The organism is Pseudomonas sp. Tun-23181, from assembly GCF_057415455.1.
In genome coordinates, this window is sequence record NZ_CM171630.1 from 2,115,299 (window position 1) to 2,132,827 (window position 17,529).

A 17,529-nucleotide genomic window follows, 5' to 3' on the forward strand; every position below is an offset into this window, starting at 1 on the left:
GCAAGCTGCAAGCTGCAAGCTGCAAGCTGCAAGCTGCAAGCTGCAAGCTGCAAGCTGCAAGAAAGTGTAGGCCGTGCCACCATGCGCACCATCTCGTAACTTGCAGCTTGAAGCTTGCAGCTCCCCGATCATCCGCAATTGAAACGACCATGCCAGATACCCGCCTTCCCCAACACGCCCAAATCGACTGGGACGACCAGGGCCGACCTCATTCGCGGCAGTACGACGACGTCTATTTCTCCAAGAACGAGGGCGTGGCGGAGACCGAACACGTCTTCCTCGAACAGAACCACTTGCGTCAGCGCTTCGCCGAACTGGCGCCCGGCGCCTGCCTGGTGATCGGCGAGACAGGCTTCGGGACCGGCATGAATTTCTTCTGCGCCTGGCAGTTGTTCGCCGAACAGGCGCCTGACGAGGCCCGCCTGCATTTCGTCAGTGTCGAGAAGTACCCGCTCAGCCATGACGATCTCGCACGCGCCGTGCAGCTGTGGCCGGAGCTGGCGCCCTATTGGCAACCGCTGTTGGCGCAATACGTGGCGATTCATCCGGGGTTCCAGCAGTTCTCCTTCGCGGATGGGCGGGTCACCCTGACATTGCTGGTCGGCGATGCGCTCGAACAACTGCCCCAACTCGATGCCCAGGTCGACGCCTGGTTCCTCGACGGTTTCGCCCCCGCGAAAAACCCCGACATGTGGACGCCCGAGCTGTTCGCGCAACTGGCGCGGCTATCGCACCCGGGCACCACCCTGGGCACCTTCACCACCACCGGCTGGGTCCGTCGGGGCCTGATCGCCGCAGGCTTCGCCATGCACAAGGTGCCGGGCATCGGCAAGAAATGGGAGATCATGCGCGGCGACTTCCAGGGCTGGCCCGCCGAGCAGCCCGTGCCCTCGCGGCCGGCCCCCTGGTATGCCCGCCCCCGGCCAATGCCCGGCGCACGCCAGGCCCTGGTCATCGGTGCGGGCCTGGCCGGCAGCGCCAGTGCCGCCAGCCTCGCCGCGCGCGGCTGGCAGGTCAGCGTGCTGGAGCGCCACGACGCCCCCGCCCGGGAAGCCTCCGGCAACCCCCAGGGCGTGCTGTACCTCAAGCTCTCGGCCCATGGCACCGCCCTGTCGCAGATGATCCTCGCCGGTTTCGGCTATACCCGTCGCTGGCTGCAGCGCCTGCGACGCGGCCAGGACTGGGACGCCTGTGGCGTGCTGCAACTGGCCTTCGACGCCCCGGAAGCGCAACGCCAGGCCAAGCTGGCCCAGACCTTCGACTGCAGCCTGCTGCAGCCGCTCGACCAGGCCCAGGCCGAAACGCTGGCCGGCGTGGCCCTGCCTGCTGGCGGGCTGTTCTATCCCGAGGGCGGCTGGGTGCATCCGCCGGCCCTGTGCCAGGCGCAATTGCAGCACCCACGCATCCGCGTGCTGGCGCACCACGAGGTGATCGAGCTGCGCAAGGCCGACGGCCTGTGGCAGGCCTGGGATGGCGAGCGCCTGCTGGCCAGTGCGCCGCTGGTGGTGCTGGCCGGCGCCGCCGACGTGCGTCGTTTCGCGCCTTGCGCCGGCCTGCCGCTCAAACGTATCCGCGGGCAAGTCACCCGCCTGCCCAGCACCGAAGCCAGCCGCGCCTTGCGCACGGTGGTCTGTGCCGAAGGCTACGTGGCGCCCCCGCGCGAGGGCGAGCATACCCTGGGCGCCAGCTTCGACTTCCACAGTGACGACCTTGCGCCGACTGTCGCCGAACACCAAGGCAACTTGGCTTTGTTGGAGGCGATTTCCACCGATCTTGCCCAGCGACTGCACACCGATGAGTTAGACCCAGAACACCTGGAGGGCCGCGCGGCGTTCCGCTGCACCAGCCCCGACTACCTGCCGATCGTCGGGCCGCTGGCCGATGCCCAGGCGTTCGCCGAGGCCTATGCGGTGCTGGCCAAGGATGCCCGCCAGGTGCCCGACCCCACCTGCCCGTGGCTGGAAGGGCTGTACGTGAACAGCGGGCATGGCTCGCGGGGGTTGATCACGGCGCCCTTGAGCGGTGAGCTGATCGCGGCCTGGGCCAGTGGCGAGCCCCTGCCGGTGCCTCGCGCGGTGGCCGAGGCCTGTCACCCGAATCGCTTTGCGTTGCGCAGGTTGATTCGCGGCAAGTAGGGACTCCTTGGGGGCACGAAGCGGCCCCCCACATCCACGCTTATAGCAAATCGTTCTAAAACTCTCATAAATCTCAAAGGTCGGTTCCATACCACCCCATTTCGGGGTATACCTAAAAAAGACTTCCCCAACGGCAAAACCGGTAAGGACCTATGTGCGGATTAGCAGGAGAGTTTCGTTTCACCCCCATCGACCAAGCCCCTCGCCCGGCGGATCTCGCCGCGGTGGAGCGCATGACCCATCACCTGGCACCCCGTGGCCCCGACGCCTGGGGCTTCCATAGCCAGGGCCCGATCGCCCTCGGCCACCGCCGCCTGAAAATCATGGACCTGTCCGACGGCTCGGCCCAGCCCATGATCGACAACACTCTAGGCCTGTCGCTGGCCTTCAACGGCGCCATCTACAACTTCCCGGAACTACGCCAAGAGCTGCAGGACCTGGGCTACACCTTCTTCTCCGACGGCGACACCGAAGTGCTGCTCAAGGGCTACCACGCCTGGGGCGCGGCACTGCTGCCCAAGCTCAACGGCATGTTCGCCCTGGCCATCTGGGAGCGCGACAACCAGCGCCTGTTCCTCGCCCGCGACCGCCTCGGCGTCAAGCCCCTGTACCTGTCGCGCAATGGCGAGCGCCTGCGGTTCGCCTCGAGCCTGCCGGCGCTGCTCAAGGGCGGCGACATCGACCCGGTGCTCGACCCTGTCGCGCTCAACCACTACCTCAACTTCCACGCCGTGGTCCCTGCACCGCGCACCCTGCTGGCCAACGTGCAGAAACTCGAGCCAGGCACCTGGATGCGCCTCGACCGCCATGGCCAGGTAGAACGCCAGACCTGGTGGCAACTGCACTACGGCCCCAACCCTGACGAACAAGAGCTGGACTTGGACGACTGGACCACCCGCGTGCTCGACGCCACCCGCGATGCCGTGGCGATCCGCCAGCGCGCGGCGGTGGACGTGGGCGTGCTGCTGTCCGGTGGCGTCGACTCCAGCCTGTTGGTCGGCCTGCTGCGAGACGTCGGCGTGGACGACCTGTCGACCTTCTCCATCGGCTTCGAGGACGCCGGCGGCGAGCGCGGCGACGAGTTCCAATACTCAGACCTGATCGCCCGTCACTACGGCACCCGTCACCACCAGCTGCGCATCGCCGAAAGCGAGATCATCGAGCAGTTGCCGGCCGCCTTCCGCGCCATGAGCGAGCCGATGGTCAGCCACGACTGCATCGCCTTCTACCTGCTTTCGCGGGAGGTGGCCAAGCACTGCAAGGGCGTGCAGAGCGGCCAGGGCGCCGACGAGCTGTTCGCCGGCTATCACTGGTACCCGCAGGTCGATGGCGCCGACGATGCCTACACCGCCTACCGCGAAGCCTTCTTCGACCGCAGCCACGCCGAATACCGCGACACGGTGCTGGCGCCCTGGCTGCTGGAGACCGACGTGGCCGGCGAATTCGTCCGCGAGCACTTCGCCCGCCCCGGTGCGTCCGAGGCGGTGGACAAGGCACTGCGCCTGGACAGCACGGTGATGCTGGTGGACGACCCGGTCAAGCGCGTCGACAACATGACCATGGCTTGGGGCCTGGAGGCGCGCACGCCGTTCCTCGACTACCGCCTGGTGGAACTGTCGGCGCGCATCCCGGCACGCTTCAAGCTGCCGGACGGTGGCAAGCAGGTGCTCAAGGCCGCTGCGCGGCGGGTCATCCCCCACGAAGTGATCGATCGCAAGAAAGGCTACTTCCCGGTGCCCGGCCTCAAGCACCTGCAAGGCGCCACGCTGGACTGGGTACGCGAGCTGCTGACCGACCCGAGCCAGGACCGTGGCCTGTTCAACCCGGCGATGCTCGACCGCCTGCTGAGCAATCCCCACGGCCAGCTCACCCCGCTGCGCGGCTCCAAGCTGTGGCAACTGGCGGCCCTGAACCTGTGGCTCAGCGAACAAGGAATCTGACCGATGAAAGCCCATACTGCCTACGGTCAGCGCCTTCTTCGCGGGCAAGCCCCTTCGTACGAGCGCCTGCAGGCGCGCCTGGCCGGCGACGGCAGCGAACCCCACGACCAGCCGCGTGCCGTGCACTGCGGCTGGGGCCGCCTGCTGATCGGCCACACCTACCCTGACTCGGCCGTGCTCGCCGAGGCGCTGCTCGACGAACGCCCTGGCGAGCGCGACATCGCCTTGTACGTGGCCGCCCCCCAGCAGGTGCTGGCCCAAGCCCCACAGCAACTGTTCCTCGACCCGTCGGACACCCTGCGCCTGTGGTTCACCGACTACCGCCCGGCGCAACGGGTGTTCCGCGGCTTTCGTATCCGCCGGGCGCAGGCCGAGGCCGACTGGCAGGCGATCAACGCCCTGTACCAGGCTCGCGGCATGCTGCCGGTCGACCCCGAGCTGCTCACCCCGCGTCACCTCGGCGGGCCGGTGTACTGGCTGGCCGAGGACGAAGACACCGGTGCGGTGATCGGCAGTGTCATGGGGCTGAACCACGACAAAGCCTTCGACGACCCGGAGCATGGCTGCAGCCTGTGGTGCCTGGCGGTCGACCCGCAGTGCAGCCGCCCAGGCGTCGGCGAGGTGCTGGTACGCCACTTGATCGAGCACTTCATGAGCCGCGGCCTCGCCTACCTCGACCTGTCGGTGCTGCACGACAACCGCCAGGCCAAGCGCCTGTACCAGAAGCTGGGGTTTCGCAACCTGCCGACCTTCGCCGTCAAGCGCAAGAACGGCATCAACCAGCAGCTGTTCCTCGGCCCCGGCCCCGAGGCCGAGCTCAACCCCTATGCCCGGATCATCGTCGACGAAGCCTTCCGCCGGGGCATCGAGGTGCAGGTGGACGATGCCGCCGCCGGCCTGTTCACCCTGAGCCTCGGCGGGCGCCGGGTCCGGTGCAGGGAATCGTTGAGTGACCTGACCAGCGCCGTGAGCATGACCCTCTGCCAGGACAAGCGCCTGACCCAGCACGCCCTGCAGGCCGCCGGCCTGCAGGTGCCGGTGCAACAGCTGGCGGGCAATGCCGACGACAACCTGGCCTTTCTCGAAGAACACCACGCAGTGGTGGTCAAGCCAGTGGATGGCGAGCAAGGCCAGGGCGTGGCAGTCGATCTGCGCAGCCATGAGGAGGTCAGCCAGGCCATCGAGCAGGCTCGCCGCTTCGACAGCCGCGTGCTGCTGGAGAGCTACCACCCGGGGCTGGACCTGCGCATCGTGGTGATCGGCTTCGAAGTGGTCGCCGCGGCGATCCGCCATCCGGCCCAGGTGACCGGCGACGGCAAGCACAGCATCGGCGCGCTGATCGAAGCCCAGAGCCGTCGGCGCCAGGCTGCCACCGGTGGCGAGAGCCGTATCCCGGTGGACGAGGAAACCGAGCGCACCCTGCGCGCCGTGGGCCTTGACTATACGAGCGTGTTGCCAGCCGGCCAGCGGCTGGCCGTGCGCCGCACCGCCAACCTGCACACCGGCGGCACCCTGGAGGACGTCACCGAGCGCCTGCACCCAGTGCTGGCCGATGCCGCGGTACGCGCCGCCCGTGCCCTGGACATCCCAGTGGTGGGCCTCGACCTGATGGTGCGCGACGCCAGCCAGCCGGACTACGTGATCATCGAGGCCAACGAACGGGTCGGCCTGGCCAACCACGAACCGCAACCTACCGCCGAACGCTTCGTCGACCTGCTGTTCCCGCACAGCCGGCCGCTGGCCTGACGCACGCTTGCAGGAGCAGCCTTCGTGGGAGCGGCCCTTTCGCGACACAAGGCCGCTCCCACGAAGTGCCCCCTCCACAGGCGTCAGCCATGCATCACCCAGCCCATGCCAACAGAGGAATGGACATGCCGGACCGACATCCCGAACCCGACCTGGACTACCTGAAGAAAGTCCTCCTGGAGATGCTCGCCATCCCCAGCCCTACCGGCTTCACCGACACCATCGTGCGCTATGTGGCCGAACGCCTGGACGAGATGGGCATCCCCTTCGAGCTGACCCGCCGGGGCACCATCCGTGCCACCGTCAAGGGCCGGCAGAGTTCGCCCGACCGCGCCGTCTCGGCGCACCTGGACACCATCGGCGCCAGCGTGCGCCAACTGCTCGACAACGGCCGCCTGGCCCTGGCGCCGGTAGGCTGCTGGTCCAGCCGCTTCGCCGAAGGCAGCCGGGTCAGTGTGTTCACCGACACCGGCGTGTACCGGGGCAGCGTGCTACCGCTGATGGCCAGCGGGCATGCCTTCAATACCGCCATCGACCAGATGCCGATCAGTTGGGAACACGTGGAAGTGCGCCTGGACGCCTACTGCACCACCCGCGCCGACTGCGAGGCGCTGGGCATCGCCATCGGCGACTTCGTCGCCTTCGACCCGCTGCCGGAGTTCACCGAGAGCGGCCACATCAGTGCCCGACACCTGGACGACAAGGCCGGCGTGGCGGCGCTGCTGGCGGCGCTCAAGGCCGTTGTGGAGAGCGGCCGCCAGCCGCTGATCGACTGCCACCCGCTGTTCACCATCACCGAGGAGACCGGCTCCGGCGCCGCCGCGGCGCTGCCCTGGGACGTCAGCGAATTCGTCGGCATCGACATCGCCCCAGTGGCACCGGGCCAGGCCTCCAGCGAGCATGCGGTGAGCGTGGCCATGCAGGACTCCTCCGGGCCCTACGACTATCACCTGTCGCGCCATTTGCTCAAGCTCGCCGCCGACCAGGACCTGCCGGTGCGCCGCGACCTGTTCCGCTACTACTTCAGCGATGCCCACTCGGCGGTGACTGCTGGCCACGACATCCGCACCGCCCTGGTGGCCTTCGGTTGCGACGCCACCCACGGCTACGAGCGTACCCACATCGACAGCCTGGCAGCGCTCAGCCGCCTGCTGACCGGCTACCTGCTCAGCCCGCCGGTGTTCGCCAGCGACTCGCAACCGGCCAATGCCTCCCTCGAGCGCTTCAGCCACCAGTTGGAGCACGACGCGCAGATGGAAAGCGATACCCGGGTCCCGGCGGTGGACAGCCTGCTGGGCAACAAAAACTGATGCCCCCGGCGGGTTTGGCGTAGCATGGCGGCATTCATGAACGAACCCTGCCCGCCATGCTGATCCCCTACGACCAACTGCAAGCCGAAACCCTGACCCGCCTGATCGAGGACTTCGTCACCCGCGACGGCACCGACAACGGTGACGACACGCCGCTGGAAACCCGCGTGCTGCGGGTACGCCAGGCCCTGGCCAAGGGGCAGGCATTCATCCTGTTCGACCCCGAGAGCCAGCAGTGCCAACTGCTGGCCCGGCATGAGGTGCCGCGGGAGTGGCTTGAGTAGCGGGGAAGCGGTTGGCTTGCTCAATACGGTCAGTCAAGACTTCGAGTTGCCATTTGGGGCCGCGAATAGCCCCCTGTCAGCCATCGGCCTGCCGCTCGGCCTTCTCCTTGATGCGCCTGTAGACCTCCGCCCGATGCACCTGGACCTGGCGCGGCGCACTGATGCCGAAACGCACCACACCGCCATCGATCGCCATGATCTTGAGCTGGATGTCGTCACCGATGTTGATGACCTGCCCGACTTCGCGCCCTATAACCAGCATGATCCGATCCTCCACCCAAGGGAAAATCGGAGACTGCATCGGGTACATTCGGCCACTCAACACTTCACCCATTAAATAGACGCAGCCTACGCAGACGGGTAACTATCCCTACAGAAATCGCCTGGTTTCAGCCCTGTTGCAGCCGTGGCCCGAACACGATGATGGTCGCCCCGACGACGCACAGCAGTGCGCCGATCCAGTCGCTGCCCAGTGGCCGCGCCCGCTCCACCAGCGCCAGCCAGAGCAGCGAGGAGACGATGTAGATACCGCCATAGGCGGCGTAGGCCCGACCGGCATAGGCGGCCTCGACGCGGGTGAGGATCAGCCCGAACAAGGTCAGGCTGACCAGCGCCGGCAGCAGCCACCAGGCACTCTTGCCCAGCCGCAGCCACAGGTAGAAGGCATAGCAGCCGGCGATCTCGAACATCGCCGCCAGGAAGAACCACAGGTAATTGATCACGCCAGGCACCCTTGCCAGTCCAAAGCGGCGCACAGCATACCTGATCGAGCGCCCTGGCCAGAGCGTCCGGTTCGCGCAAGGTACGCTCCAGCACCGGTCAGTCAGGGTCCTTGGGGCTGCGTTGCAGCCCATCGCGGGCAAGCTCGCTCCCACAGGGATAGCGCTGATCTGAAGAATGGCCCACCTCCCTGGGAGCCTGATCTGAAGAATGACCCACATCCCCTGGGAGCCGGCTTGCCGGCGATGGGCCGCACAGCGGCCCCAAGATACATCAGGTACCACTACGCCCCTTGGCCCGCATCTTCGCCGCCATGTCGGCCATCTCGTCATACAGCCGCGCCGGCGCCTGACGCTTCAACTCCCAGGCCTGGCGCCCAGCCTCATGGGGCAGGATGAGAAACACCCCAGCGGCCACCTGGGCATGGATGTAGTCGGCGATCTCGGCGGCGCTGATCGGCGAACCCTCCAGCAGCTTGCCGACCTGGGCCTTCATGGCCGGGTTCGGCCCACGGAAGGAGTCGAGCAGGTTGGTCTGGAAGAACGATGGGCACACCACATGCACCGCCACGTCCAACGCGCGCAACTCGACCAGCAAGCTCTCCGAGAGGGCCAGCACGCCGGCCTTGGCCACGTTGTAGTTGCTCATCCCCGGCCCCTGCATCAGCGCAGCCATGGAGGCGATGTTGACGATCCGCCCCTTGCTGCGCTCGAGTAGCGGCAGGAAAGCCTTGCAGCCCTTGACCACGCCCATCAGGTTGACCGCGATCTGCCAGTCCCAGTCCTCCAGGGACAGCTCGGCGAAGAAACCGCCCGAGGCCACCCCGGCGTTGTTGACGATCACGTCGATGCCGCCGAACTGCTCCTCGCAGGCCTGGGCCAGGGCGGTGAGCTGGCTGTAGTCGCGCACGTCGCAACGCTGGGCGAAACCGTCGCCACCGGCCTCGCGGACCCGTTCGAGGGTCTGGCGCAGCCCGGCCTCGTTGACGTCTGCCAGCGCCAGGCGCCAGCCATCGCGGGCCCAGCGCAGGGCAATCTCGCGGCCGAGGCCGGAGCCGGCTCCGGTGATCATGATGCGGTCGTGCATGGTGGCAAGCCTTGTGCTGACAGGTGATGGAGGGAGTCTATACAAGGCCTGGCGTGCAGGGCGCTGCTATCAGGCTGGTGAATGCAGGAGCATGGCTGCAGAGCAGCCCCAACTGACCGCAAATGGAATCTTTAGCCATCGCCCCCAGTCGGAATTATCAAGAGGCCAGCATTCCGAGGCCCTTGACCCTCAACCACGCAAGGACTCCGCCATGACCACGATCCTCATCATCATCCTGATCCTGCTGTTGATTGGTGGCTTACCGGTCTTTCCTCACTCGCGCAGTTGGGGCTATGGCCCCTCCGGCATCATCGGCGTGGTGCTGGTGATCCTGCTGGTGCTGTTGTTGCTGGGCATGATCTAGAAAAGAAAAAACCGCAAGCCAGTGCACCAGGCACTCGCTTGCGGCTTGCCGTCAGGCCTGCGCTATCAGTGGGAGACGGCGCCGGAGGCCCCCAGACCAGTCTGCGAACGCACGAACTGCGGGAAGAACAGCGCACGCTCTTCGTCGGCGGCCTTGGACTTGTCGGTGACCGAGAAGAACCAGATGCCGATGAAGGCGATGATCATGGAGAACAGCGCCGGGTACTCGTACGGGTAGATCGCCTTCTCGTGGCCGAGGATCTGCACCCAGATGGTCGGGCCGAGGACCATCAGGCCCACCGCGCTGACCAGGCCCATCCAGCCGCCGATCATGGCGCCACGGGTGGTCAGTTTCTTCCAGTACATCGAGAGCAGCAGCACCGGGAAGTTGCAGCTGGCAGCGATGGAGAAGGCCAGACCGACCATGAAGGCGATGTTCTGGTTCTCGAACAGGATGCCCAGGCCGATCGCCAGCACGCCCAGGGCGATGGTGGTGATCTTCGACACGCGGATCTCGTCCTTGTCGTTGGCCTTGCCCTTGCGCCAGACGCTGGCGTACAGGTCATGGGACACCGCCGAGGCACCGGCCAGGGTCAGGCCCGCGACCACCGCCAGGATAGTGGCGAAGGCCACCGCCGAGATGAAGCCGAGGAACACGCTGCCACCCACGGCGTTGGCCAGGTGCACCGCTGCCATGTTGTTACCGCCGATCAGGGCGCCGGCGGCGTCCTTGAAGTCCGGGTTGGTGCTGACCAGCAGGATCGCGCCGAAGCCGATGATGAAGGTCAGGATGTAGAAGTAGCCGATGAAGCCAGTGGCGTAGAGCACGCTCTTGCGCGCTTCCTTGGCGTCGCTGACGGTGAAGAAGCGCATCAGGATGTGCGGCAGGCCGGCGGTACCGAACATCAGCGCCAGGCCCAGGGAGAACGCCGAGATCGGGTCCTTGACCAGGCCGCCCGGGCTCATGATCGCCTCACCCTTGGCGTGCACCTTGATCGCTTCGGAGAACAGGGTGTTGAAGTCGAAGCCCACGTGCTTCATCACCATCAGCGCCATGAAGCTGGCACCGGAGAGCAGCAGCACGGCTTTGATGATCTGTACCCAGGTGGTGGCCAGCATGCCGCCGAACAGCACGTACAGGCACATCAGGATACCCACCAGGATCACCGCGACGTGGTAGTCCAGGCCGAACAGCAGCTGGATCAGCTTGCCGGCACCGACCATCTGGGCGATCAGGTAGAACGCCACCACCACCAGCGAGCCAGAGGCCGACAGGGTGCGGATCTCCTTCTGCCCAAGGCGGTACGAGGCCACGTCGGCGAAGGTGTACTTGCCCAGGTTGCGCAGGCGCTCGGCGATCAGGAAGAGGATGATCGGCCAGCCGACCAGGAAGCCGATCGAGTAGATCAGGCCGTCGTAGCCGGAGGTGAACACCAGGGCGGAAATCCCCAGGAAGGAGGCCGCCGACATGTAGTCGCCGGCGATCGCCAGGCCGTTCTGGAAGCCCGTGATACGGCCGCCGGCGGCATAATAGTCGGACGCCGACTTGTTACGTTTGGAGGCCCAGTAGGTAATCCCCAGGGTGAAGCAGACGAAGGCCAGGAACATGACGATCGCCGAGACGTTGAGCGGCTGCTTGTGCACCTCGCCGGTCAGGGCGTCGGCGGCCCACACGGCGGGTGCGAAGGCACCGAAGGCCAGCGCGGCCAAGGCTTTGGTTTGGCGGATCATTGCTGCGCCTCCTTGAGGATTTCCTTGTTCAGCTCATCGAACTCGCCATTGGCGCGACGCACGTAGATGGCGGTGAGGATGAATGCCGAGACGATCAGGCCGACGCCCAGGGGGATACCCCAGGTGATCGACGAGCCGACACTGAGCTTGGCGCCCAGTACCTGCGGACCGTAGGCGATGAGGAGGATGAAGGCGCAATACAGGCCGAGCATGATCGCCGAGAGGATCCAGGCGAAACGCTCGCGCTTGGTGACAAGTTCCTTGAAGCGCGGACTGTTCTGTATCGATTGGTAGATGCTGTCGTTCATTGTTTTTGTCCTAGCAGCAACACAAATAAGGGAGAACCCGCCCTTACTTTATGCTGCCGATGGACACCAACCAGACGACCTTAGTCTTAGATGAGAAACTGTTTTGCAGGATCGGTAACAACCTGGGGGGCACAGCAAGGCCCAAGGCCGGCCAGGTAGGGCTTTGTCATGCCGGGGCCGCTTCGCGCCCCATCGCCGGCAAGCCGGCTCCCACATGGCCCCTGCAAACCGCATCATATGTGGTCGACTCGGTCCCTGTGGGAGCCGGCTTGCCGGCGATGGGCGCGAAGCGGCCCTGGATGATCGCTCAATACCAGCCGATCACTTGCCGGTCCACGCCTTCACCCGCTCCGGGTGCTTGGCCACCCAGTCCTTGGCCGCCGCCTCGGGCTTGGCGCCTTCCTGGATCGCCAGCATCACCTCGCCGATCTCGTCCTTGGACTGCCAGTGGAAGTTCTTGAGGAACTCGACCACTTCCGGTGCCTTGCTCGCCAATTCCTTGCTGCCGATGCTGTTGACCGTCTCGGCAGCGCCATACACGCCCTGTGGGTCTTCGAGGAACTTGAGCTTCCACTTGGCGAACATCCAGTGCGGCACCCAGCCGGTCACGGCGATGGACTGCTGCTTGGCATAGGCACGCCCGAGCTCGGCGGTCATCGCCGCACCGGAGCTGGCCTGCAGCTTGTAGCCGTCCAGGGCGTAGTCCTTGATCGCCTGGTCGGTCTTGAGCATCACGCCGGAGCCGGCGTCGATGCCGACGATCTTGTGCTTGAAGCTGTCATCGGTCTTGAGGTCGCCGATACTGGCGGCCTTGACGTACTCGGGCACGATCAGGCCGATCTTGGCATCCGTGAAGTTGGGGCCGTAGTCGACCACCTTGTCCTTGTTCTTGGCCCAGTATTCGCCGTGGGTCACCGGCAGCCAGGCCGACAGCATGGCATCGAGCTTGCCGGTGGCCACGCCCTGCCACATGATGCCGGTGGCGACGGGCTTGAGGTCCACGTCATAACCGAGTTTCTGCTTGATCACTTCGGCGGCCACGAAGGTGGTCGCCACGCTGTCGGACCAACCATCCACGTAACCTATGCTCACTTGCTTGGCCATCGCCTGCGCAGCGCTCATGGCCAATACCAGGGCTGTCCCCACGCCCAGGAAACGTCGCATTTTCATCAAAGCATCCCCTCGTCAGGTCTCGGAAACTGCATCATCAACCTGCCACACGAGGCGACCTGCTCTGTCAGCGACCTTCACCGAACAGTAAGCGACAGCATTTCGCCATTAACGCCAGATCGCCCCGCCAGCCTGCGCGATCCTTGCATGCCTGCGGCCCGCTGCCCAGGCAAAATCATCACTTTGCGCTATGTTCCACAGAACGAGCATTGCCGCGCCGTAGACCTTCGCGGCAACATCTGGTGCAACAAATGGCGGGGCGATGGGCAACTTTGCCCTGTTCGTTGCGGTCCTAGGCTCGTCATCGCTTCGCCTTGCCGATCTCTTTGGGGGAATTCATGTTTCGACCCTTGCGCCTCGCCGCCCTGCTCGGCGGCCTGCTCCTGGCTGCGGCCGCCTCGGCGCGGGATATCGACGCCGCCAGCTACGGCTACCCCTTGACCAACCCGTTCGAGGCAACCATCGCCACCACGCCGCCGGACCAACGCCCTACCCTGCCCAGCGACGAGGACATCACCCAGGCCGACTACAGCCTGAACCTGCGCCCGGAGCGAACCTTCAACCTACCGGCCAACTTCTGGCCGGTGAAAAAGCTCAAGTACCGCCTGGCCCGCCAGGACCGCGAGGCGCCGCTGATCTTCATCATCGCCGGCACCGGCGCGCCCTACACCAGCACCATCAACGAATACCTGAAGAAGCTGTTCTACCAGGCCGGCTACCACGTGGTGCAATTGTCGTCGCCCACCAGCTGGGACTTCATGAGCGCCGCCTCGCGCTTCGCCACCCCTGGCATCAGCAGCGAGGATGCCGAGGACCTGTACCGGGTCATGCAGGCCGTGCGTGCCCAACATCCGCGCCTGCCGGTCAGCGATTTCAACCTCACCGGCTACAGCCTCGGCGCCCTCGACGCCGCCTTCGTCAGCCACCTGGACGAAACCCGGCGCAGCTTCAACTTCAAGCGTGTGCTGCTGCTCAACCCACCGGTCAACCTGTACACCTCGGTCAGCAACCTGGACAAGCTGGTGCAGACGCGGGTCAGGGGCATCGACCGCAGCACCACCTTCTACGAGCTGATGCTGGAAAAGCTCACGCTCTACTTCCAGGAAAAGGGCTACATCGACCTCAACGAAGCCTTGCTCTACGACTTCCAGAAGTCCCGCCAACACCTGTCCAACGAACAGATGGCCATGCTGATCGGCACCTCGTTCCGTTTCTCGGCGGCCGACATCGCCTTCACCTCCGACCTGATCAACCGTCGTGGGCTGATCACCCCGCCGAAGTACCCGATCACCGAGGGCAGCAGCCTCACGCCGTTCTTCAAGCGTGCCTTGCAGTGTGATTTCGAGTGCTACATGACCGAGCAGGTGATCCCCATGTGGCGCGCCCGCACCGACGGCGGCAGCATCCTGCAACTGATCGACCAGGCCAGCCTCTACGCCCTGGAGGACTACCTGCGCCAAAGCACGAAGATCGCCGTGATGCACAACGCCGACGATGTCATCCTCGGCCCCGGCGACATCGGCTTTCTGCGCAGGGTGTTCGGCGATCGCCTGACCCTGTACCCCCATGGCGGCCATTGCGGCAACCTCAACTACCGCGTCAACAGCGACGCCATGCTGGAGTTCTTCCGTGGTTAACAAACTGCTGCTCGTCACCGCCCTGTTCGCCGCCGGCAATGCCCTGGCGGCGGAGACCGCGCCACGGACCAGCGTGGTCGAGGCCGACCCGATCGACACACCGGCCGTGGAAACCGACGGCTTCCTCGATCCACTGCGCGAGCTGAAGTTCAACCCCGGGCTCGACCAGCGCGAGTTCGAGCGCTCGACCCTGACCGCACTGAACGTCTATGACCCGCTGGAGTCGATGAACCGGCGCATCTACCACTTCAACTACCGCTTCGACCAGTGGGTGATGCTGCCGGTGGTGGACGGCTACCGCTATGTCACCCCGCGCTTCGTGCGCACGGGGGTGAGCAACTTCTTCAACAACCTGGGCGACGTGCCCAACCTGTTCAACAGCCTGCTGCAGCTCAAGGGCAAGCGCTCGGCGGAAATCACCGCACGGCTGATGTTCAACACCATCATCGGCGTCGGCGGGCTATGGGACCCGGCCACGAAGATGGGCCTGCCACGGCAGAGCGAGGACTTCGGCCAGACCCTGGGCTTCTATGGCGTCCCCAACGGGCCGTACATCATGCTGCCGATCCTCGGGCCGTCGAACCTGCGCGATACCGCCGGGCTGGTGGTGGACTACGTGGGCGAGCAGGAGGCCAACTTCCTCAATGTGGCCGAGGCCAGCAGCGACCACCCGGAGATCACCGTGTTGCGCGCGGTGGACAAGCGCTACACGACCAACTTCCGCTATGGGCAGCTCAACTCGCCGTTCGAGTACGAGAAGGTGCGGTACGTGTATACCCAGGCGAGGAAGCTGCAGATCGCCGAGTAAGGTGCCGCCCTGTTCGCCTGGGGCGTGAAGCGGCCCCAAGGCCGCTGGCTCGGCAGCTACCCCGCCAGCCCCAGGAACTGGCACAGCTCCCGTCGCTTGGCCAGGGCATCCTTGCGCCCCAGTTCGATCAATTCGCTGCAATAGCTGGCCTCGAACAGCAGGTAGCTGAGTACCCCTGCCCCGCTGGTACGGGTCGCGCCCGGCCCACGCAGGAACAGGCGCAACGCCGCCGGCAGCTCGCGCCGATGCCGCGCGGCGATCTCGTCCAGCGGCTGGCTGGGCGCCACCACCAGCACCTCGATCGGCGCCAGCCCCAGGCGTCGGGCGTCGAGGTGGGCCGGCAACAGGTGGCTCAGGTGGTTCAGGCGCTGGAGCAGCTCGATATCGTCCTCCAGGCTGTCGATGAAGGTGCTGTTGAGCATGTGCCCACCGATCTGCGCCAGGCTCGGTTGCTGGCCGCTGAAGACCCGCTGGGTCGGCAAGGGAGGCGCGGGCCGCTGTGGGTTGCCGCTGACCCCGACCACCAGCACGCGGCTGGCGCCCAGGTGCAGCGCCGGGCTGATCGGTGCCGACTGGCGCACCGCACCGTCGCCGAAGTACTCCTCGCCGAGCTTGACCGGAGCGAACAGCAGCGGGATCGCCGCGCTGGCCAGCAGGTGCTCGATGGTCAGGGCCGTCGGCAGGCCGATACGCCGGTGGCGCAGCCAGGGCTCGATGGCGCCACGGCCCTGGTAGAACGTCACCGCCTGGCCGGACTCGTAGCCAAACGCGGTGATGGCGACAGCCCGCAGTTGCCCGGCGGCCAGGGCATGGGTGATGCCGTCCAGGTCCAGGTGCGACTGCAGCAGCGAGCGCAGCGGGCTGCTGTCGAGCAGGGCCACCGGCACCTGGCCCCCCAGGCCCAGCAGGTTGTGGCTGACGAAGCGGCTGGCCTGGCGGATCACCCCGGGCCAGTCGCTGCGCAGCACCAGGTGGCTGCGAAAGTGCTGCCAGAAGGCGGTGAGCCGCTGAACCGCCTCAGTGAAACGGGTGGCGCCACTGGCCAGGGTCACGGCATTGATGGCACCTGCCGAGGTGCCGACGATCACCGGGAAGGGGTTGGCCGCACCGGCTGGCAGCAGCTCGGCGATGCCGGCCAGCACACCGACCTGGTAGGCGGCGCGGGCACCGCCGCCGGAGAGAATCAGGCCGGTGGTGGGGGGTGAAGCCATCGAATGCCTCCCTGGTGGGGTGTCAGTACCGAAGCCAGTCAGCCATGACGCTCAACTGCCATTTAGGGCCGCTTCGCGCCCCATCGCCGGCGCAGGCCACGCATCTCAACGCTTCTTCTTGTCATACAGCCGCGCCTCCCCTGGCGGTCGCGACTTGAAGCGCCGGTGCGCCCACAGGTACTGCTCGGGGCACTCGCGCAGCACGCTTTCGACCCATTGGTTGATCCGCAGGCAATCGGCCTCTTCGCTCTCGCCGGGGAAGTCCGCCAGCGGCGGGTGGATCACCAGGCGGTAGCCGCTGCCGTCTTCCAGGCGCTTCTGGGTGAAGGGAATCACCCGAGCCTTGCCCAGGCGGGCGAACTTGGTGGTGGCGGTGACCGTCGCTGCCGGAATGCCGAACAACGGCACGAACAGGCTCTGCTTGGCGCCGTAGTCCTGGTCCGGGGCGTACCAGATCGCCCGGCCGGCGCGCAGCAGCTTGAGCATGCCGCGTACGTCCTCGCGCTCCACCGCCAGGGAGTCGAGGTTATGGCGCTCGCGGCCGCTGCGCTGGATGTAGTCGAACACCGGGTTGCCATGCTCGCGGTACATGCCGTCGATGGTATGGGCCTGACCCAGGAGCGCGGCGCCGATCTCCAGGGTGGTGAAGTGCACGGCCATGAGGATCGCGCCCTGCCCTTCGCGCTGGGCATCCTGCAGGTGCTCCAGCCCTTCGATGTGGGCCAGGCGTGCCAGCCTGGCCTTGGGCCACCACCAGCTCATGGCCATCTCGAAGAAGGCGATGCCGGTGGAGGCGAAGTTTTCCTTCAGCAAACGCTGCCGTTCGTCGCCGGACAGTTCAGGAAAACACAGCTCCAGGTTGCGGGCGGCGATACGCCGACGCTCGCCGGCCACCCGGTACATCAGCGCGCCCAGGGCACGGCCGAGCCACAGCAGGGCGCGGTACGGCAACTGGGCCACCAGCCACAGCAGGCCGAGCCCCAGCCACAGGCCCCAGAATCGCGGGTGAAGGAAAGAGGGACGAAAACGCGGGCGTTCCATTGAAGCTTCCGGAAAGACAAAGGTGGGCATTCTACATCG

16 protein-coding genes are annotated in these 17,529 nt (G+C 66.0%); 8 read left to right on the forward strand and 8 right to left on the reverse strand.

The window, feature by feature from the left end:
- Positions 1 to 149: 149 nt before the first annotated feature.
- The 5 genes from mnmC to ACDI39_RS10225 all read left to right on the forward strand — a co-directional run bounded on the left by mnmC (position 150) and on the right by ACDI39_RS10225 (position 7,415).
- Positions 150 to 2,135, forward strand: a complete 1,986-nt coding sequence (gene mnmC, locus ACDI39_RS10205; protein ID WP_486538574.1) for a bifunctional tRNA (5-methylaminomethyl-2-thiouridine)(34)-methyltransferase MnmC2/FAD-dependent 5-carboxymethylaminomethyl-2-thiouridine(34) oxidoreductase MnmC1 — start codon at positions 150 to 152, stop codon at positions 2,133 to 2,135.
- A gap of 152 nt (positions 2,136 to 2,287) precedes the next feature.
- Positions 2,288 to 4,075, forward strand: coding sequence for an N-acetylglutaminylglutamine amidotransferase (locus tag ACDI39_RS10210; RefSeq protein ID WP_225788240.1), 1,788 nt, complete (start codon positions 2,288 to 2,290; stop codon positions 4,073 to 4,075).
- A 3-nt stretch (positions 4,076 to 4,078) separates the two neighbouring features.
- Positions 4,079 to 5,821: an N-acetylglutaminylglutamine synthetase gene (ngg, locus tag ACDI39_RS10215; RefSeq protein WP_225788241.1), complete on the forward strand. Its 1,743-nt coding sequence runs from the start codon at positions 4,079 to 4,081 to the stop codon at positions 5,819 to 5,821.
- Positions 5,822 to 5,946: 125 nt separating this feature from the next.
- On the forward strand, positions 5,947 to 7,131 hold the full coding sequence (locus ACDI39_RS10220; RefSeq protein ID WP_486538577.1) for an osmoprotectant NAGGN system M42 family peptidase: 1,185 nt from the start codon (positions 5,947 to 5,949) through the stop codon (positions 7,129 to 7,131).
- 56 nt (positions 7,132 to 7,187) lie between these two features.
- Positions 7,188 to 7,415 (forward strand): YheU family protein, encoded by a 228-nt coding sequence (locus ACDI39_RS10225; protein ID WP_225788243.1) that lies wholly within the window; start codon positions 7,188 to 7,190, stop codon positions 7,413 to 7,415.
- A 76-nt stretch (positions 7,416 to 7,491) separates the two neighbouring features.
- On the opposite strand, the gene csrA is transcribed toward ACDI39_RS10225, so the two are convergent.
- The 3 genes from csrA to ACDI39_RS10240 form a co-directional block, all read right to left on the reverse strand.
- On the reverse strand, positions 7,492 to 7,677 hold the full coding sequence (gene csrA, locus ACDI39_RS10230; RefSeq protein ID WP_225788244.1) for a carbon storage regulator CsrA: 186 nt from the start codon (positions 7,675 to 7,677) through the stop codon (positions 7,492 to 7,494).
- Positions 7,678 to 7,804: 127 nt separating this feature from the next.
- Complete coding sequence (locus tag ACDI39_RS10235; RefSeq protein WP_225788245.1) at positions 7,805 to 8,137, reverse strand: YnfA family protein; 333 nt, start codon at positions 8,135 to 8,137, stop codon at positions 7,805 to 7,807.
- 271 nt (positions 8,138 to 8,408) lie between these two features.
- Positions 8,409 to 9,221, reverse strand: a complete 813-nt coding sequence (locus ACDI39_RS10240) for an SDR family oxidoreductase (RefSeq protein ID WP_225788246.1) — start codon at positions 9,219 to 9,221, stop codon at positions 8,409 to 8,411.
- 211 nt (positions 9,222 to 9,432) lie between these two features.
- Here ACDI39_RS10240 and ACDI39_RS10245 point away from each other — a divergent pair, with 211 nt between their 5' ends.
- The gene (locus ACDI39_RS10245) at positions 9,433 to 9,585 is read left to right on the forward strand and encodes a DUF3309 family protein (RefSeq protein WP_003252624.1); all 153 of its coding nucleotides are present in this window, start codon (positions 9,433 to 9,435) and stop codon (positions 9,583 to 9,585) included.
- 65 nt (positions 9,586 to 9,650) lie between these two features.
- On the opposite strand, the gene ACDI39_RS10250 is transcribed toward ACDI39_RS10245, so the two are convergent.
- From ACDI39_RS10250 to ACDI39_RS10260, 3 genes are all read right to left on the reverse strand, one after another.
- Complete coding sequence (locus ACDI39_RS10250) at positions 9,651 to 11,315, reverse strand: cation acetate symporter (protein WP_253081705.1); 1,665 nt, start codon at positions 11,313 to 11,315, stop codon at positions 9,651 to 9,653.
- Complete coding sequence (locus ACDI39_RS10255) at positions 11,312 to 11,623, reverse strand: DUF485 domain-containing protein (protein ID WP_225788248.1); 312 nt, start codon at positions 11,621 to 11,623, stop codon at positions 11,312 to 11,314. The genes ACDI39_RS10250 and ACDI39_RS10255 overlap by 4 nt, the downstream gene beginning before the upstream one ends.
- 321 nt (positions 11,624 to 11,944) lie before the next feature.
- A complete protein-coding gene (locus ACDI39_RS10260; protein ID WP_225788249.1) occupies positions 11,945 to 12,793 on the reverse strand; it encodes a glycine betaine ABC transporter substrate-binding protein in 849 nt (282 codons plus the stop codon).
- Between the two features lie 338 nt (positions 12,794 to 13,131).
- On the opposite strand from ACDI39_RS10260, the gene ACDI39_RS10265 reads away from it, so the two are divergent.
- Both ACDI39_RS10265 and ACDI39_RS10270 read left to right on the forward strand, forming a co-directional pair.
- Positions 13,132 to 14,430: a serine/threonine protein kinase gene (locus ACDI39_RS10265; RefSeq protein ID WP_253081723.1), complete on the forward strand. Its 1,299-nt coding sequence runs from the start codon at positions 13,132 to 13,134 to the stop codon at positions 14,428 to 14,430.
- Positions 14,423 to 15,238, forward strand: coding sequence for an MlaA family lipoprotein (locus ACDI39_RS10270; protein ID WP_225788251.1), 816 nt, complete (start codon positions 14,423 to 14,425; stop codon positions 15,236 to 15,238). Before ACDI39_RS10265 ends, ACDI39_RS10270 begins: the two co-directional genes overlap by 8 nt.
- Positions 15,239 to 15,294: 56 nt before the next feature.
- Here the strand turns inward: ACDI39_RS10270 and ACDI39_RS10275 are convergent, their stop codons facing one another.
- Together ACDI39_RS10275 and ACDI39_RS10280 are read right to left on the reverse strand one after the other, a co-directional pair.
- Complete coding sequence (locus tag ACDI39_RS10275) at positions 15,295 to 16,449, reverse strand: patatin-like phospholipase family protein (RefSeq protein ID WP_253102429.1); 1,155 nt, start codon at positions 16,447 to 16,449, stop codon at positions 15,295 to 15,297.
- A gap of 105 nt (positions 16,450 to 16,554) precedes the next feature.
- Entirely contained in the window at positions 16,555 to 17,490 is a 936-nt protein-coding gene (locus tag ACDI39_RS10280; protein WP_225788253.1) for a lipid A biosynthesis lauroyl acyltransferase, read from the reverse strand.
- Positions 17,491 to 17,529 lie beyond the last annotated feature (39 nt).

Excerpts from the sequence above, each read along its gene's own strand:
- mnmC (WP_486538574.1), top strand. The coding sequence starts at position 150 with ATGCCAGATACCCGCCTTCCCCAACACGCCCAAATCGACTGGGACGAC.
- ACDI39_RS10210 (WP_225788240.1), top strand. The coding sequence starts at position 2,288 with ATGTGCGGATTAGCAGGAGAGTTTCGTTTCACCCCCATCGACCAAGCC.
- ngg (WP_225788241.1), top strand. The coding sequence starts at position 4,079 with ATGAAAGCCCATACTGCCTACGGTCAGCGCCTTCTTCGCGGGCAAGCC.
- ACDI39_RS10220 (WP_486538577.1), top strand. The coding sequence starts at position 5,947 with ATGCCGGACCGACATCCCGAACCCGACCTGGACTACCTGAAGAAAGTC.
- ACDI39_RS10225 (WP_225788243.1), top strand. The coding sequence starts at position 7,188 with ATGCTGATCCCCTACGACCAACTGCAAGCCGAAACCCTGACCCGCCTG.
- csrA (WP_225788244.1), bottom strand. The coding sequence starts at position 7,677 with ATGCTGGTTATAGGGCGCGAAGTCGGGCAGGTCATCAACATCGGTGAC.
- ACDI39_RS10240 (WP_225788246.1), bottom strand. The coding sequence starts at position 9,221 with ATGCACGACCGCATCATGATCACCGGAGCCGGCTCCGGCCTCGGCCGC.
- ACDI39_RS10245 (WP_003252624.1), top strand. The coding sequence starts at position 9,433 with ATGACCACGATCCTCATCATCATCCTGATCCTGCTGTTGATTGGTGGC.
- ACDI39_RS10250 (WP_253081705.1), bottom strand. The coding sequence starts at position 11,315 with ATGATCCGCCAAACCAAAGCCTTGGCCGCGCTGGCCTTCGGTGCCTTC.
- ACDI39_RS10255 (WP_225788248.1), bottom strand. The coding sequence starts at position 11,623 with ATGAACGACAGCATCTACCAATCGATACAGAACAGTCCGCGCTTCAAG.
- ACDI39_RS10260 (WP_225788249.1), bottom strand. The coding sequence starts at position 12,793 with ATGAAAATGCGACGTTTCCTGGGCGTGGGGACAGCCCTGGTATTGGCC.
- ACDI39_RS10265 (WP_253081723.1), top strand. The coding sequence starts at position 13,132 with ATGTTTCGACCCTTGCGCCTCGCCGCCCTGCTCGGCGGCCTGCTCCTG.
- ACDI39_RS10275 (WP_253102429.1), bottom strand. The coding sequence starts at position 16,449 with ATGGCTTCACCCCCCACCACCGGCCTGATTCTCTCCGGCGGCGGTGCC.
- ACDI39_RS10280 (WP_225788253.1), bottom strand. The coding sequence starts at position 17,490 with ATGGAACGCCCGCGTTTTCGTCCCTCTTTCCTTCACCCGCGATTCTGG.